The organism is Arthrobacter sp. 01T425 (genome assembly GCF_056398725.1).
Genome location: NZ_JBFTPY010000003.1, coordinates 247,068 through 262,791 on the forward strand (window position 1 = coordinate 247,068; position 15,724 = coordinate 262,791).

Genomic DNA, 15,724 nt, shown 5'->3' on the forward strand with positions numbered 1-15,724 from the left:
CCAATAGTTGCGCTATCAGATATGGCCGTTCCCGAAGTCTGGGAACGGCCATATCTGATAGCGCAACGGGTCAGTTGGCCTCTGGGGCTGCGGCGGGCACCGGGGCCGGCCGGGTGATCAGCCAGGCAATCCAGATGCCGAGGATGTACAGCGGGGCGCCCATGATGAGCCTGGTGGTGGCGAGGGCGGCGAGGCCCTGCTCGCCCATGAAGTAGAGCGGAACCTGCACCACGAGCCGCAGGACCAGCACGGCAACGATCACCCAGGTGCCGATGCTGTACGCCCTGATCCGTTTCGGGTCCTTGCGCCATTCCAGGCCCTCGTTGCGGATGAAGCCGAAGAGCAGGCCGGCGATCGGCCAGCGCACGGCCACAGAGATCGACATTGCCAGGATGTAGCCGACGTTGGTGAAGAACCCCAGGACGTAGAAGTTCTCTGCTTTGCCGGTCGAGGTGGCCAGCCAGGCGGAGAGGCCGACGCCGATGAAGCCGGCCAGAGCCTGCGTCAGTGGTTTGCGCTGAACCAGCCGGGCCACGGTGAAGACGGCGGCCACCGCCAGAGAGGCCGTGACGGCCATGGCCAGGTTTTCCCGGTCGATGGTGAAGGCAATCAGGAAGACCAGGCCCGGGAGGATGCTCTCGGCGATGCCCTGGATGCCGCCGGCGCTTTTCAGCACGTCGATGTTGCCGTTGCTCGACCGGTGCAGGCCGGCCTTGGCCGCGTAGTCCCCGGCAAGCTGGGCGACGGTGGGCGCGGCGGTTGTGGGCTGGGCGGTTGTGGGCTCGGAGGTCACGGGTGCGGAAATGTCCCGGCCGCCGTCCGCGGATTCCGCCGGCTCGTGCCGGTCGGTGTCTTGTTGAGGCCGCTCCGGGCGGTCCCGCTCGGGGTGTTCGGGCAAGGTCATTGCTCCTCCTGGCGGGAGAGTATTTCGTAGCGTGGGTTGAAGATCGTGGGCAGCCCGTCGCGGATGGTGACCATGCCCTCGAGCCGGAGCTCCGTTCCGGCGTCGACGCCAGGGATCCGGCGCCGGCCCAGCCATACAACGCGCAGCCGCTCCTTGGGACCGGCCGGCCGCTGGCGCTGAGCGCCGGGGCGCACCCGGTGGGTGGACACGCCGCTGGCCGGCAGGGTGCTGGCCGGCAGGCTGCTGGCCGTCCCGGCACCGGAGCCGGCTTTGACACCGAATCCCGGGAAACGGCTGACGGGCGCAGGAACGTCGTGATCGATCAGGATCGCAATGAAGGAGGCCACCTGGTTGGCGGGCACGTACGTGACGGACTCGATGAAGCCGTGGCACAGCACCCGCCCGCGGTCCGGCAAGTCCCGGACGGACATGGCGGCGGTGGATTTTTTGCCGGCGGCATCAGCCAATCTGGGTTATCTCCGGTCCGCGTTCGGGCTGTTCGAATTCCGGGGCCGCCTGCGGCGACGGTGCAGCGGCGGTGTCCTTGGGCAGGCGCAGCTGCAGCAGGTCACGCGGCGGCATGGGGTTCTCGCCGCGGACCACGACGATCTTCCGGAAGAGCCCCTCCAGCCCGGCCGCCGCGTCGCGGTCAAGGGCTGCCTCGCCGCCGAAGACTCCGCGGAGGAACCAGCGCGGGCCATCGACGCCGATGAAGCGGGCCACGCGGTAGCCCTGGCTGCCGTCCGCGCCGCCGGCGGGAAGCTTCGCCACGAGTTCGGTGCCGAAGCTGCCCTCGACTTCCTCGACCTGGCCGCCCTGGCTGCCGACCGACTGCCCGATCTGCTCACGGATTTCATCCCACAGGCCCTCGGAGCGAGGGGCGGCGAAGGCCTGCAGCTGAAGGCTCGAGCCCTCCAGGTCCATGGTGACGGCGACGACGCGCTGGCTCGCCTCTTCAACCTCCAAGCGGAGCTGGAGTCCCTCGCGGGGCGCGATCAGCAGCGCACCGAGGTCCACGTACCCGTCCTGGTCGTCGATTTCCGCGACGTCGAAGGGCCCCGTCGCGGCCCGGCCGGCGGTTTCGGCAACGTTCCCGGCCGGTGTCGCGGGGGCGTCACCAGCAGCTTCTGTGGCCACAGCGTTCTGGTCCGTATCGGCCCCGGTCGGCTGCTCCTGTTTGGCTTTCCTGCCGCGCCCAAAAACCATGGGGTGTCTCCTTCAGTTGTGATCCTGTACCGCCGCCCGGCGCCGTCCTGGCGCCTGTCCGCGTGGCCGCCCGCTACCCCGCGGCCGGCTCCTTATTTCGTGCATCATTGCCTGCATGTGCTGCAGTGCCTGCGGCACTGCTTAAACGCAGTTGACTCCCGTGGTGTTGCCGGGGCCTGCGCTCAGGCCGGTCCGCCGAAACCGCCGGTGGAGCCGAAGCCTCCCCCGCCGCGGACGGAGCCGTCGAGCTCCTCGACCGGGAGGAACCTGGCGTACTCCACGCGCTGAATGACCATTTGTGCAATTCTATCGCCGCGGCGGAGCTCAATCGCCTCGTCCCGGTCCGTATTGAGCAGTGTCACCGCGATTTCACCGCGGTAGCCGGCGTCCACTGTCCCCGGGGCGTTCACCACCGTGAGTCCGTGCTTGGTGGCGAGGCCGGACCGGGGGTGGATCAGCGCAACGAATCCATCCGGGAGCGCAATCGAGACGCCTGTCGGGACGAGGCGGCGCTCCCCCGGCGCGAGGACGACGTCCTCGCGGGCGCGAAGGTCAGCGCCAGCGTCGCCCGGGTGCGCGTACGACGGCGGCTCGAGCCCGTCGTCGAGCATTTTCAGTTGTACCGTCAAGGTGGGCGTTCCGTAGGCTGCGTCGCTGGCCGTCGGTGCGGCACTGGCGACGGCGGTGTTTTCTTCAGTCACAGTCCCTCACTCTAACGCCCGCAAGGAACATCGTCCTAGCCGCCGCTGGCCTGCCCGGGCACGCCGCCCGCGGGACTGGTGCGCGGTGGATGCGGGTTGATCCGGGTTGTTCCGGGTTGATCCAGGGCTGGAGCCGGGCGGGGCCGAGGTGAAATAGCCCGGGAAAGATGAAAAGCTGTGCTTATGCCCGAATCCAGCGCAGCCGCGCCTGCCCCGAAGAGCGCCCCGCGCGACTCCACTGCCCTTTACTCCGAGAAGCTTTGGCCGAACTTCTGGATCTGGCTGGTCGCGGCGGGGTTCTCCAGCGCCGGGATCCTCATGCTGGCGCCCATCAGCATCTGGGCCGGTATCACCGCAGCGATCGTGCTCTTCGTCATCATCTCCGTGCTGCTGGTCCTGTCCACGCCGTCAATCACGGTCACGAGGACCACCCTGAAGGTGGGCAGGGCCACGATTGAACGCGGATTCCTGGGCAAGGCCACGGCGTTCCGGGGCAAAGAAGCGACGGCGGAGCGGGGCACCCGGCTCAATGGGCTGGCGTTCCTGTGTATCCGCGGCTGGGTGGATCCGGTGGTCCGGATCGAGATCGAGGACCCCTCGGACCGCACGCCGTACTGGCTGGCGTCCAGCCGCCACCCGGAGCAACTGATCGCCGCGCTCAACGCTTAGTTCCCACCGCCCCCTGCACGGCTCTCCCCAAGTCCCGGAGGGCACCTCACGTCGCCTCCTCCCCGGTCCCGAAATGCGGGCCCGGGATCGGGGGTCCTGGTCAGGGCTGCCGCGTGCCTAGCCCTCGCAATCCTTGCAGTACTTAAGGCCGTCCTTTTCGCGGGCAATCTGCGAACGGTGGCGGACGAGGAAGCAGGAGGCACACGTGAATTCGTCAGCCTGGGCGGGCAGGACCCGGACCAGCAGTTCCTCCCCGGACAGGTCTGCGCCGGGAAGTTCGTAGCCTTCGGCGAGGTCGGACTCATCTTCATCCACCACGGCGGAAGGCTTCTCCGTACGCCGCGCCTTCAGAGCCTCAATCGAATCCTCGCTGAGGTCTTCTTCGGTCTTACGCGGCGCATCGTAATCAGTCGCCATTATTTGTTGCTCACACTCCGCATTCGTTCGATTGATTTGCCGTTCCTGGGTGGCCCGCCGGGATGGTAACCCTGGGCTCCGGGAACGGTTCACCGTTGTAACGCCGGACATGCGGTTTTTGTGCCCGGTGTCGGGTCATTTTTGCTTAAGCGCCTCCCGAATGCCAGAGCCCACCGGTCTCCTCGCCCCGATCTCTCCCGCAGACCGGCAAAATCCGGCGGAAAGTCGCGTAAAGTCGCGGAAAATCACGGCGCGCCTGCCGTCCTAACCCGAAATGCGTCCGGCTGGTGGCAGAGTTTCGATTGTTAGTAATGCCAGGGTGGAGGATTTGTATGCAGGATCTACGGCTTGTAGGCGTCCACGACGACGGAGAGCATCTCCTGTTGAGTGGCACCGGCGGCGAGATGTTCCAGCTGCCGATCGATGAAGCACTTCGGGTGGCAGCCAGCCGGGCGTCGGCGAAGACCGCGTCCAGCGCGGCCGCACCCCCTATTGCCATGTCACCGCGCGACATCCAGACCAGGATTCGCAACGGGGCCACCGCCGCCGAAGTGGCGGAACTGTCCGGAATTCCGCTGGAGAAGGTCCAGCGCTACGAGGGCCCGGTCCTGGCCGAACGCGAGTACATCGCGCAGCAGGCCCGCAAGGTGGAGGTAGCCTCCCCCGCCCCGGGCCACGACGCCTACCGGTCGGTGTTCGGTGAAAACCCGGCGTCCCTCAGCGACATGGTCGAGCACCGGCTCAGGGCCTACGGAGTCGAGCCCTCAACACTGGAGTGGGATTCCTGGCGACGTCCCGACGGCAGCTGGAACGTGGTGGCCCGCTTCGAGCCCAAGCCCGGCGGCCCGGCCGGAATCGGCGAGGAGCCGCCGGCCCTGTGGACCTTCCACCCCGCCCGGAAGACCCTGCAAAACGCCAACCGCTGGGCCCAGCAGCTGAGCGAACTTGAGCCGCTCGAAGGCCCCGTGCCGACCCGGCGCCTTACGGCCGTCTCCGACCGGCCCTTCGACTTTGAAACCGATGCCGAGGCCGCGGCCCGCACAGCGACCGGCCAGCACAGCATTATTCACCAGATGCTGCTCCAGCAGGACAGGATCCACCAGGAACAAGACGCCGACGGGCTGCTGGACATGCTGCGTTCCCGCCGCGGCCAGCGGATCGGCGTGGACGAGGACGCGGACGACGCCCTTGCCACGCTCCTGACCACCGGCGTCCCCGCGGCCCACCCCCGTCCCTCGGAGGTCCCGGAAACACCCGGGCTTCCGGCAACTGTGGAGCCGGATGCCATCCCCGAATCGGCTGCGGAGAACGATCCCGCCCCGGCCGAGACCAATCCAGCCCTCATCACCCCCGGTCTGCCGGACGTTCCGGCAGTGGAGGCGGCCGCCCCGTCGGAAACCGACCCCTTCACGCGACGGCGCGACGGCAGGCCCTCGATGCTCTCGCGGCTGAGCCTCGCACCGCGCCTCCCGGAGGAGGACGATGCCCTGAAACTGCACGACGGCGTCAGCACCGAGACCCGGGAAGTCACCATCGCGGCCTCGCAACTGCGCCCGGCCCCTAAGAGCGGCCCGACGGCGAGCCCGGGCCTGGATGAATTGATCGGAGGCGGAACGTCCCGGCGGCAGCACCGCGAGTCCCACGCCGCTGCCCGGAACGAAGCCGGAACGGACCAGCCCGAGCGCCAGCCGGCCAAGCCGAAGCGCTCCAGCGTTCCGAGCTGGGACGAAATCGTCTTCGGAACCCGCAACGACCAATAAGAGCCGGGCGCGCGTTTCCGGCAGGGATTTCAGTCCCGAATTTCAGGCAGGAAATTCAGGCAGGAATTTCCGTCCCGATTTTCAGGCAGGGATTTCAGTCCCGAATTTCAGGCTGGGAACGTCAGCCGCGGGGCGCTTTTTTACCGTCGGCCTGGAAATAGAGCAGCGGGACTTCACGCTCAGCTTTCGTCAGGGAACCGTGCTGGCCCACGACCTCAAGGGCAGTGGGCCGGACCCTGCGTGTATCGTAAAGCGCCAGCGCGTCCCGGGCCGCGATCATGACGTCGCCAATCCGCAAGGCGGCCTCGGCCCTCACGTCGCCGAACAGGCCGCCCGCGATCGCTTCCTCACGGGTAAAGGCCCATATTCTGTCCCCGAAACGGGACCGCCAGTTGGCCAGCAGGCGGCCGCGGGCGGCGTCGTCCGTCCTATCCTCTAGGTAGAGGTGGACCATGCGCGGCTCTCCGGCGGTGTGCCGCACCCCGGCGAGCAGCGCCGGCTCCGCGGAGTAGTCGATCCGCTGCGATTCGGGCACGTCCACCATTCCGTGGTCCGCCGTCAGCAGCACCGTGGTGCCGGCCGGCAGGGTGGCGTTGAGCCGGCGCACCGTGGCATCAAGTTCTTCCAGCTGGTGCTCCCACTGGGCTGACTGGCAGCCGTGGCGGTGCCCGGCCTTGTCGAGCTCATTGACATAGAAGTACATCAGCGAGGGACCGGCGCCGGCCATGGCCTCGGCGGCCGCTTCGGTCCGGGCGTGCGACGTGGTTCCGGTGAGGAAGCGGCCTCCGCGGAGCGCGGCCTCGGTCATGGCCGAGGTGCTGAACTGCGGCAGGCTGACCGTCGTCACATCGACGTGTTCCGCGGCCCGTTCGAAAACGGTGGGGAACGGCTGCCACGTCCGCGGGTCCACGCCGGCGTCCCAGTTGCCCAGCATGTTCACTACCCGGTCCTGATCCGGATCCAGGACGTCATAGCCCACCATGCCGTGCTGGCCCGCCGACAGTCCGGTGCCGAAGCTGGCGAGGGATGCCGCGGTGGTGGACGGGAACGCCGAGTCCAGCGACACGGGCACCTGGCCCTGGCCGGCCTGCTGGACCGCACGCAGGAACGGGGTGTGGGCGCTCTTCTGCTTCAACAGGTTCCGGCCCAGCCCGTCGGCCAGCACCACACACACGCGTTTGGCAGCCGGAAGGTTCAGTTTGTTCTCAAACCCCGGGACTCCCAGGCTGGCGGCGGCGCTGGTGAGCACCTCGGCGATGGAACGATGTCCGAACGCCGGGGCGGGCGGGAGCGGGGACGGACCAGCACCGGCGGCCAGCGGAACGGCCGCGGCGGCGCCGGCGGCCAGGGAGGGAGCCAATACCGGGACTGGCAGCTGATCTTCGGCGGGCTCAGGCTGACGGAAATGGGCCATGTCAGCGCTGGTGGCCGCGGCTGAGGCGGTTTCCGAACACGCCCATCCGCGGTCGGGGCGGCAGCCCGGGCCCGTTGTGCGGGACCGGCGCCGCGGAGCCGGTGTTCACAGCGCGGAGGGCGCGGGCGAAGAGCTTGGCGTCTTGTACGGCCTGCAGGCCGTCCGCTTCGGCGCTGATGCGCAGGACGATGTCTTCCTGGGCAATGGTGCCGCTGTAGCCGTGATCGGCCTCGCACTGCGGGTCCCCGCAGCTGGCCGGACCCATGTCGAGGCGCTGGCCGCCGGACCATGCAATGGACAACGTCAGCTCGCGGACAGGGTCGGAAGGCTTGTAGTCCTGCGGCTGGGCGTAGACATAGCTCAAGACCACGGAGCGGATCTGGGTGACGGGAACGGACTCGGTGGACACCTGGGCGACGGTCTGTTCGCCGGCCTCGTCGAGCTGCTGGTCGTCGACATGGGTGATGACCAACATGTCGTCGGTCAACACCAGGACGGTGATGTGGCGGCGGACCTCGGCCCGGTCGAAGTGTGTCTCGAGATGTACGAGGTGGGCCACGCAATCGCGGCCATCCAGGGCATCGGCGACGACGTCGGCCACGAGCCGGGGGTAGAAACCGGCCTGCTGGAGGGCCCCTTCCAGGCTCTGGCCCTGCGCACTGTGGTCATGGAGGCCGTGGTGGTGCGCGGTCTGGCGTGCGGGGGCGGTCGCCAGGGGCTTGGGTGCTGGAGGCTGGGTGCTCATAGTCTCCATTTTCACAGATCAGCATGGGACTTGCTAACTGCCGGGCCCTGGACGCGGGCTGCAGCCGGGGAGGTTAGACCCTAACTGCGCATCGCCCGGCGCGCACTGTCGGTCCGCTGGGCGGCGTTCGCGATCCTGACATCGGCGGCCAGGATCGAGGCACCATCGGGCCCGGCGAGGACGGGATTGAAATGCACCAGCGCGATCTCCGGATGGTTGTCCTTCAGCCTGGTGAGGCGGGCGGCGAGGTCCTCGAGTGCCGCGACGTCGACGGCGGGCAGGCCCTGGTAGCCGAAAAGCTTCCGCGACGCACGGGGCGCCCGGACGAAGTCGTGGACGTCGGAGCCGGAGAGCGGCGGCACGCGGTGGGCCCAGTCGTCGAGCAGGTTCACGGCGTCTCCGGCCAGGCCGAAGGAGATCACCGGCCCCAGCAGCGGGTCTTCGATGGCCCGGAAAGTGCAGGCCTGCCCCACGGGTACCATGGTCTGCACTTCCAGGGACGGCGAGCCGTACCGCTCGAGCGACTTGCGCATCTCCAGCACGTTGCGCCGCAACGAATCGGCGTCCTGGATGTCCAGCCGCACACCTCCCAGGTCCAGCCGGTGCCGCAGTGCCGGGTCCGTGGTCTTCAAGGCCACAGGCCAGCCGAGCTGCCCGGCCGCGGCCACGGCCTCCTCCGCCGTCTCGAACCCGACGGACGGGACCAGCCGGATGCCGTAGTGGCCCAGCAGCCGGGCGGCCGTGTCCTGGTCCAGCCGGACGAGCTGCTCGCCGCCCACATCGCGCAGCAGCAGCTCCAGGTCCGCCCGGGCGGCCTCCGGGTGGCACCCTTCGGGCTCCACGAACAGTCCCTGGTCCCGGTCCAGCCACTGGGCGTAGCGCACGACGGCGGCAAGGGCCGCGACCGCCGCACCCGGGTTGGAGTAGCACGGGACCGGCGGAGCGGGCGCGGGCTGGTGCTGCTGTTCAGGTTCGGCGCCGACCATTCCCTCCACATAGATGGAGGGATCAAGGATTCCGCTAAAGGCGGCAACCACCGGCTTGCCGGCCGCCGCGGAGCATTCGGCCAGCACTCCGGCGATCTTTTCGACGGTGAGACCGTGCGCCGGCAGCAGCGCGACCACCGCGGCGTACACCGTGTCTGCGGTCAGGGTTTCCTGCAGGCTCCGGCGCAGGGCCGGCAGCGCCCGGGACATGCCCGCGTCCAGGTCCACGTCTGTCACGATCCGTTCCACGCCGAGCCCCTGGCGGGCGGCACTGTCTGCTACCACCTTGCCAAGGGCGCGCGAGTTGCTGAAGACGGCGATTCCGGGGCCCCCGGGCAGCGGCTGGCTCGAGACGATCTGGGCGACGTCCATGAGCTCTTCGATGGTCTCGACCCGGATCACCCCGGCCTGCCGCATCATGGCATCCAGCGCTTCCGAGGGAGCCTGGGTGGTGCGGACGGAGTGCCCGGGCGGCAGGTTCAGGCCCATGGCGTCGGACTTGGCCACAATCACCGGCTTGGTGCGGGCCAGCCGGCGGGCCAGCCGGGAGAACTTGCGCGGGTTGCCGATCGATTCCAGGTACAGGCCCACCGCCGTGGTGTCGGCGTCGTCTTCCCAGTACTGCATCATGTCGTTGCCGGAGACGTCGGCGCGGTTGCCGGCCGAGAGGAAGGTCGAGATGCCAACCCGGCGCCGGCTGGAGGCCGCGTAGAGCGAGACGCCGATCGCGGCCGACTGGCTGAACAGCCCCAACCCGCCGCGACGGGCCAGGGCCGGTGCCATCGAGGCGTTGAGGGACACGGCCGGGTTGGTGTTGACGATGCCCAGGGACGCCGGGCCGATCACGCGCATGCCGTTTTCTCGAGCCTGCCGCACCAGTTCGCGCTGGCGCGCCAGGCCGCGTTCGCCGTCGTCCGCGTACCCCGCGGTGGCCACCACGATTCCCTTGACCCCGGCGGCCGCGCATTCCTGGACCACCTTGGGGACCTCGTCGTACGGGACCGCGATGATGGCGAGCGTGACCGGGCCGGGAACCTCGGAGAGCCGGGCGAAGGAGAGCATGCCGGCCAGTTCCAGGGCCTCCGGGTTGATCGCATAGACCGGGCCGCTGAAGCCGCCTTCGATCACGTGCTCGAGCAGCTGGTAGCCCACGGTGCCCCATTTGCGGCTGGCTCCGATCACGGCCACGGACGCCGGAGCGAGCAGTTCCTGGATGCTGCGGGCCTCGGCGCGGTGCTCGCGGGATTCCATCACGGCGCGGGATTTGTCGGTGGGGTCGATGTTGAACTCGAGGCTGACCACGCCGTCGTCGAAGTGACGTTTGACGTCGTAGCCGGCGTCGGAGAAGACCATGAGCATCTTGCGGTTCTCCGGAAGCACCTCGGCGCTGAACTTGCGGATCCCGTTCTCGCGGGCCGCCGCGGCGAGGTGTTCGAGCAGGATCGAGCCGATGCCACGGCCCTGGTGGGCGTCGGCGATGTTGAAGGCGACCTCGGCCTCGGCCGGGTCATCGAGCCGGTCGTAACGGCCGATGCCCAGGATTTCGCCGCCGATGGTGATCACCAGGGCCACCCGGTCCTTGTAGTCCACCTCGGTGAAGCGCTTGAGTTCCTTGCTGGAAAGCTTGGACTTGAAGGCGAAGAAGCGCATGTAGATGGACTTCTGGGACTGGCCCACGTGGAAGGCCTGGACCGCATCTGCATCGGAGGGGTGGATGGGGCGCACATGCGCCGTGCCGCCGTCGCGCAGGACAACATCGGCTTCCCAATATTCCGGATATACGCCGTCCGCCGGCTGATCCACCATAGGCTTAGCCTAGTCATAAACTTACGCAGTACCCGTTCAGCACCCCTCAGAAGGATCCACCAGCCTTATGGCACGCCGCCAAACCACGCCCCCGGCAGGGGAACCCAGCCACGATTCCGCAGGAAAATTCGTCGAGAACATCGTCGATATCGATGTCACGTCCGAGATGGAAGGCTCATTCCTCGAATACGCCTATTCGGTGATCTATTCGCGGGCCCTTCCCGACGCCCGCGACGGCCTGAAGCCCGTCCAGCGGCGGATCCTCTACATGATGTCCGACATGGGGCTGCGCCCGGACCGCGGCCACGTCAAGAGCGCCCGCGTGGTGGGCGAGGTCATGGGCAAGCTGCACCCGCACGGTGACGCCGCGATCTACGACGCCATGGTGCGGATGGCCCAGGACTTTTCCCTGCGGCTGCCGCTGATCGACGGACACGGTAACTTTGGCTCGCTCGACGACGGCCCGGCGGCCCCCCGCTACACGGAAGCCCGGCTGGCGGCCGCGGCCCTGACCCTCACCGACCACCTCGACGAGGACGTCGTCGATTTCGTTCCCAACTACGACAACCAGCTGACCCAGCCGGACGTGCTGCCGGCCGCGTTCCCCAACCTGCTGGTCAACGGCGCGACGGGCATCGCCGTCGGCATGGCCACCAATATGGCCCCGCACAACCTGGTGGAGGTCATCGCCGCGGCCCGGCACCTGATCGACAACCCGGACGCCACGCTCGAGGACATCATGAGGTTCGTCCCCGGCCCGGACCTGCCCACCGGTGGCCGGATTGTGGGCCTGGACGGCATCCGCGACGCCTATGCCACCGGCCGCGGCTCCTTCAAGACCCGGGCAAAGGTGGACATCGAGCAGCTCTCGGCCCGCCGCACCGGCCTGGTGGTCACGGAACTGCCTTACATGGTGGGCCCCGAGAAGGTGATCGAGAAGATCAAGGATGCCGTCAACGGCAAGAAGCTCACCGGCATCAGCGACGTCGTGGACCTCACCGACCGCAAGCACGGCCTGCGCCTGGTCATTGAGCTCAAGAACGGCTTCAATCCCACTGCCGTGCTCCAGCAGCTCTACCGCTACACCCCGATGGAAGACTCCTTCGGCATCAACAATGTGACGCTCGTCGACGGCCAGCCGCAGACCCTCGGGCTGCTCCAGCTGCTTTCGGTCTACGTGGACCACCGGATCAATGTGGTCCGGCGCCGCACCGCCTTCCGGCTGGGCAAGAAGAAGGACCGCCTGCACCTGGTCGAGGGCCTCCTGGTCGCGATCGTGGACATTGACGAGGTCATCCAGATCATCCGGTCCTCCGACGAGGTGGCCGAGGCCCGTACCCGGCTGATGTCCATCTACGATCTCTCCGAGATCCAGGCCAACTTCATCCTGGAACTGCGGCTGCGGCAGCTGACCAAATATTCGCGGGTCGAGCTGGAGAAGGAGCAAGAGGAGCTCCGCCGGGAGATCGCGGAGCTTGAGGCGATCCTGGGCTCCCCCGCGCTGCTACGTGCCCTGGTGTCCGACGAACTCGGCGAGATCGCGGAGAAGTACGGCACACCGCGCCGGACCGTCCTGCTGGAATCCGAGGCCGTCTCCCCCACCGTCGCCGCGGCACTGGGCGCAGCGGCCGGGGCCAAGGGCAAGGCCGCACCGCTGGCCCTTGAGATCGCGGACGATCCTTGCTGGGCCATCCTCACCGTGTCCGGGCAGATTGCCCGCACCGCCAACCAGGACAGCCTGGCCGAGGCCGGACCGCGGACCCGGCATGACGTCTTCTCCTCCGTGGTCAAAACCACCGCCCGCGGCGAGATCGCCGCCGTGACCTCGCAGGGCCGCATGCTGCGCCTGCAGGTCATGGACATGCCTGTGCTGCCGCCAACCTCGGGTACCCCCAACATGGCCGGCGGGGTAGCGGCCAAGGATTTCATCACTTTGCTCAAGGGGGAATCGCTGGTGGCCTTCGCGCCGCTGGACCAGGTTCTGGCAATCGGAACCGCCCAGGGCGTGGTCAAACGGGTGCAGCCGGACTATCCGCTGAACCGCGAAGACTGGGAAGCGATCGCGCTCAAGGACAAGGACACCGTGGTGGGCGTTGCCCCCGCCGGGTCCGACGACGACGACCTCGTCTTCATCACGCGCCAGGCCCAACTGCTGCGCTTCAGTGCCTCCGCCGTCCGCCCGCAGGGCCGGACCGCCGGCGGCATGGCCGGGATCAAGCTGGCCGCCGGGGACCGGGTGATGTTCTTCGGGACCGCCAGCCCCGCTGACGCCGCCGCCGTCGTCGTGACCATCGCGGGGACGGAAGGCGCGCTGCCGGGCACAGCCCCCGGGGCCGCGAAGGTCACCGCCCTGGCCGAGTACCCGGTCAAGGGCCGGGCGACTGCCGGGGTGCGGGCACACCGTTTCCTCAAGGGCGAGGACACGCTGCTGCTCGGCTGGGCTGGGCACGGTCCGGCCAAGGCGTCCTCCCTGGCAGGTGTGGCGCGCTCACTCCCCGGCGAGCATGGCCGCCGCGACGGCTCCGGCATTCCGCTGTCCCAGGCGATCGACGCCATTGGACCCAGCATGGCGTGGTCAGAGGACCCGGAAGCCGGCAACGACACGTAGGACCGCGGACGAACGAAACCCGGCCGGCGGCGCTGTCGCGCTCCGGCCGGGATTCGTGATCCGGCGTTGCCTCCGGCGATCTCAGTCCCGGAAGCCTTGCCCGCATCCTGTGGGCCGGCGCTAGGGCATGTGGTTGAGGCTCAGGATGTTGCCCTCCGTGTCCAGGAACCACGCGGCCGAGCTTCCGTCCGGAGTGGTGGCGATGCCGTCCTCCGTTTTTAGGCCCGGGAAGTCGTATTCCTCGAAGACGACTCCCTTGGCTCGGAGTTCCGCAACGGCACCCGGAAGGTCATCGACCACCCAGCCGATCTGCGTGTTCTTGGCCGTTCCGGCATTGGGCGTCTGGTACAGGAGGAACCCGGTACCGCCGCCGCACTTGTACTGCAGGTTGTCCTCGGCATCCGCGTTCTCGGGTTCGAGTCCGAGCTTATCGCGGTAAAAATCCCGTGCACGGGCGATGTCCGCTGCCGGTAGCACTGCGCCGACTTGCTTGTCCTTGAGCATGGCTATTCTCTTTCCAGGCCCGCCCCCCGGAAGGAATGATACTCCTCCACATCCCCCACGTACCTGAGAAACCGCGAGGCCGATTTCCTTGGCCGGCGGGGCACGGCCGGGCATGCGCGCACTCGATATCCGTGAGTGCGTGTAGCTCGAGGCTCCCGGGGCGGGGAGGCCTTCGGACTCTACCGGGCAGCCGGGGTCGGCCAAAGAATCGGAATAGCAATGGTCTGAGGCGAAAGGGCACCGGTCTTGATGTGGGGCTACGGCATGAATATGGCCTGGATGTGGATGTGGGGCATACTCCTGCTCATCGGCATAGCGCTGCTGGTACTGGTCGCCGTGCGCATGTTTGCCGGAGGCGGCAGTCACAGCGGGATGCAGGGACCGCAGGGGCCCTACCCGGGCAGGAGCCGGGCCCGGCAGATCCTCGATGAACGCTTTGCCCGGGGTGAACTGACGGCGGAGCAATACCGCGAGCAGCTAAAGGTTCTCGGCGAGGACCAATAGTGCTCCCAATGAGCCGCCGGAACGCGCTCCTGCTGGGCGGCCTCGGCACGGCAGCCGTAGCCGCCGGCGGAGCCGGGCTCTGGTGGACGGTCAGTTCCCGGTTCGCGTCCGTCGCGGGCGGAGACTTCACCGAGCCGAAGCAGCTGCGCAGCAGCAACGGACAGTTGCAGGTCCGGCTCGAAGCGTCAGCTGGCTCAGTGCAGCTCGGCGGCCAGCAGGCCTCGGCGCTTGGCTACAACGGCGGAATCCCCGGCCCAACCCTGCGTTTGAGGGGTGGGGACGTGTTCGCCGTCGAGCTGGTCAACAGCATGGACGTCCCGACAAACCTGCACGTCCACGGACTCCACGTTTCACCCCAGGGCAACGGAGACAACGTTTTCAACGTCGTCGAGCCCGGCCACTCGTTCCGCTACGATTACCGGCTCCCTGCGGATCACCCGCCCGGCGTGTACTGGTACCACCCCCACCATCACGGCATGGTCGCCGATCAGATTTTCGCCGGCCTGTTCGGTGCGATCATCGTCGAGGACGCACAGCCCGTGGACGTCAGCCGCGAGCGGGTGATGGTCGTCTCTGACATCACCCTGGACGGCTCCGGAACCGTCGCCGGCCCCTCGCCCATGGACCGAATGCTCGGCCGGGAAGGTGAACTTGTCCTGGTCAACGGCCAAAGCAACCCGAAACTTTCCGCCCGGCCGGGCGAGCGTGAGCGGTGGCGGATCGTGAACACCTGCGTGGCCCGCTACCTGCAGCTGCGCCTAGACGGGCAGCAGATGCAGCTCCTCGGCATGGATTCCGGCCGCTTCCCCACACCCCGGAACGTGGACGAGGTGCTGCTGGCGCCGGGCAACCGTGCAGATGTCCTGGTCACAGCTGTCGAGGGCGACGCCACTCTCGGTGCCGTCTACTACAACCGTGGCGGCATGGCCGGCGTGATGGGACCGGCAGGGCCAGCCCCCAACGGCGCGCAGGGCATAGGGGACCTCGTGCTGGCGACCCTCTCGGTCTCCGGCGCCCCGGCCGCTCCTCCTCCGGCGGTGCCGGCCCGGCCCGCAGCGGCAGACCTGAGGACCGCGGCCGTTGCCGCTCGCCGGCAGCTGACCTTCGCCGTCGGCGGTATGGGGATGGGAATGACTTTCACCATCAACGGCCGTGAATTCAACGCAAGCCGGACGGACACCACCGTGGCCGCGCAGACGGTGGAGGAGTGGACCCTGATCAATCCCAGCCCGATGGACCATCCTTTCCACCTGCACGTCTGGCCGATGCAGATCATCGAAGAACAGAGGCAGGCGCCGGGCCAGCCCGTCTGGCGTGACGTCGTCAACATACCCGCCAACGGACAGGTGCAGGTCCGGATCCACTTCAAGGATTTCACCGGCCGCTCCGTGTACCACTGCCACATCCTGGACCACGAGGACCAAGGAATGATGGGCGTCATCGAAGTCCGCTAGCCCAGCGGGAGCAAGTATCCCGACGACGGCCCGGCCAATGCGCAGC

14 protein-coding genes are annotated in these 15,724 nt (G+C 68.0%); 5 read left to right on the forward strand and 9 right to left on the reverse strand.

Features of this window, described 5'->3' with window-relative positions; all coding sequences use genetic code 11:
* Positions 1–70: 70 nt before the first annotated feature.
* From AC1DNG_RS06425 to dut, 4 genes are all read right to left on the reverse strand, one after another.
* Positions 71–904: a DUF3159 domain-containing protein gene (locus AC1DNG_RS06425; protein ID WP_476886941.1), complete on the reverse strand. Its 834-nt coding sequence runs from the start codon at positions 902–904 to the stop codon at positions 71–73.
* The gene (locus AC1DNG_RS06430) at positions 901–1,371 is read right to left on the reverse strand and encodes a hypothetical protein (RefSeq protein WP_476850470.1); all 471 of its coding nucleotides are present in this window, start codon (positions 1,369–1,371) and stop codon (positions 901–903) included. Before AC1DNG_RS06430 ends, AC1DNG_RS06425 begins: the two co-directional genes overlap by 4 nt.
* Positions 1,364–2,110 carry a DUF3710 domain-containing protein gene (locus AC1DNG_RS06435; RefSeq protein WP_476886942.1) on the reverse strand — a complete coding sequence of 249 codons (747 nt, stop codon included), beginning with the start codon at positions 2,108–2,110 and terminating at the stop codon, positions 1,364–1,366. Before AC1DNG_RS06435 ends, AC1DNG_RS06430 begins: the two co-directional genes overlap by 8 nt.
* A 182-nt stretch (positions 2,111–2,292) precedes the next feature.
* Entirely contained in the window at positions 2,293–2,811 is a 519-nt protein-coding gene (gene dut, locus AC1DNG_RS06440; protein WP_230010969.1) for a dUTP diphosphatase, read from the reverse strand.
* Positions 2,812–2,994: 183 nt separating this feature from the next.
* On the opposite strand from dut, the gene AC1DNG_RS06445 reads away from it, so the two are divergent.
* Positions 2,995–3,480, forward strand: a complete 486-nt coding sequence (locus AC1DNG_RS06445; RefSeq protein WP_223917074.1) for a DUF3093 domain-containing protein — start codon at positions 2,995–2,997, stop codon at positions 3,478–3,480.
* A 117-nt stretch (positions 3,481–3,597) separates the two neighbouring features.
* On the opposite strand, the gene AC1DNG_RS06450 is transcribed toward AC1DNG_RS06445, so the two are convergent.
* Positions 3,598–3,897, reverse strand: a complete 300-nt coding sequence (locus tag AC1DNG_RS06450) for a DUF4193 domain-containing protein (protein ID WP_018772415.1) — start codon at positions 3,895–3,897, stop codon at positions 3,598–3,600.
* A 332-nt stretch (positions 3,898–4,229) separates the two neighbouring features.
* On the opposite strand from AC1DNG_RS06450, the gene sepH reads away from it, so the two are divergent.
* Positions 4,230–5,657: a septation protein SepH gene (gene sepH / locus AC1DNG_RS06455; RefSeq protein ID WP_476886943.1), complete on the forward strand. Its 1,428-nt coding sequence runs from the start codon at positions 4,230–4,232 to the stop codon at positions 5,655–5,657.
* 121 nt (positions 5,658–5,778) lie between these two features.
* Here sepH and AC1DNG_RS06460 read toward each other — a convergent pair whose 3' ends face one another.
* From AC1DNG_RS06460 to AC1DNG_RS06470, 3 genes are all read right to left on the reverse strand, one after another.
* A complete protein-coding gene (locus AC1DNG_RS06460; protein WP_476850477.1) occupies positions 5,779–7,005 on the reverse strand; it encodes an alkaline phosphatase family protein in 1,227 nt (408 codons plus the stop codon).
* A 67-nt stretch (positions 7,006–7,072) separates the two neighbouring features.
* A complete protein-coding gene (locus AC1DNG_RS06465; RefSeq protein WP_223917079.1) occupies positions 7,073–7,816 on the reverse strand; it encodes a DUF5998 family protein in 744 nt (247 codons plus the stop codon).
* A gap of 80 nt (positions 7,817–7,896) precedes the next feature.
* A complete protein-coding gene (locus AC1DNG_RS06470; protein WP_476886944.1) occupies positions 7,897–10,608 on the reverse strand; it encodes a bifunctional acetate--CoA ligase family protein/GNAT family N-acetyltransferase in 2,712 nt (903 codons plus the stop codon).
* 67 nt (positions 10,609–10,675) lie between these two features.
* Between AC1DNG_RS06470 and AC1DNG_RS06475 the strand changes: the two genes are divergently transcribed.
* Positions 10,676–13,216: a DNA gyrase/topoisomerase IV subunit A gene (locus AC1DNG_RS06475; RefSeq protein ID WP_476886945.1), complete on the forward strand. Its 2,541-nt coding sequence runs from the start codon at positions 10,676–10,678 to the stop codon at positions 13,214–13,216.
* A gap of 120 nt (positions 13,217–13,336) precedes the next feature.
* On the opposite strand, the gene AC1DNG_RS06480 is transcribed toward AC1DNG_RS06475, so the two are convergent.
* Positions 13,337–13,720 (reverse strand): VOC family protein, encoded by a 384-nt coding sequence (locus AC1DNG_RS06480; RefSeq protein WP_223917085.1) that lies wholly within the window; start codon positions 13,718–13,720, stop codon positions 13,337–13,339.
* A gap of 246 nt (positions 13,721–13,966) precedes the next feature.
* Here AC1DNG_RS06480 and AC1DNG_RS06485 point away from each other — a divergent pair, with 246 nt between their 5' ends.
* The gene (locus AC1DNG_RS06485; RefSeq protein WP_026537025.1) at positions 13,967–14,224 is read left to right on the forward strand and encodes an SHOCT domain-containing protein; all 258 of its coding nucleotides are present in this window, start codon (positions 13,967–13,969) and stop codon (positions 14,222–14,224) included.
* A gap of 8 nt (positions 14,225–14,232) precedes the next feature.
* The gene (locus AC1DNG_RS06490; protein WP_476886946.1) at positions 14,233–15,678 is read left to right on the forward strand and encodes a multicopper oxidase family protein; all 1,446 of its coding nucleotides are present in this window, start codon (positions 14,233–14,235) and stop codon (positions 15,676–15,678) included.
* Positions 15,679–15,724: the final 46 nt, after the last annotated feature.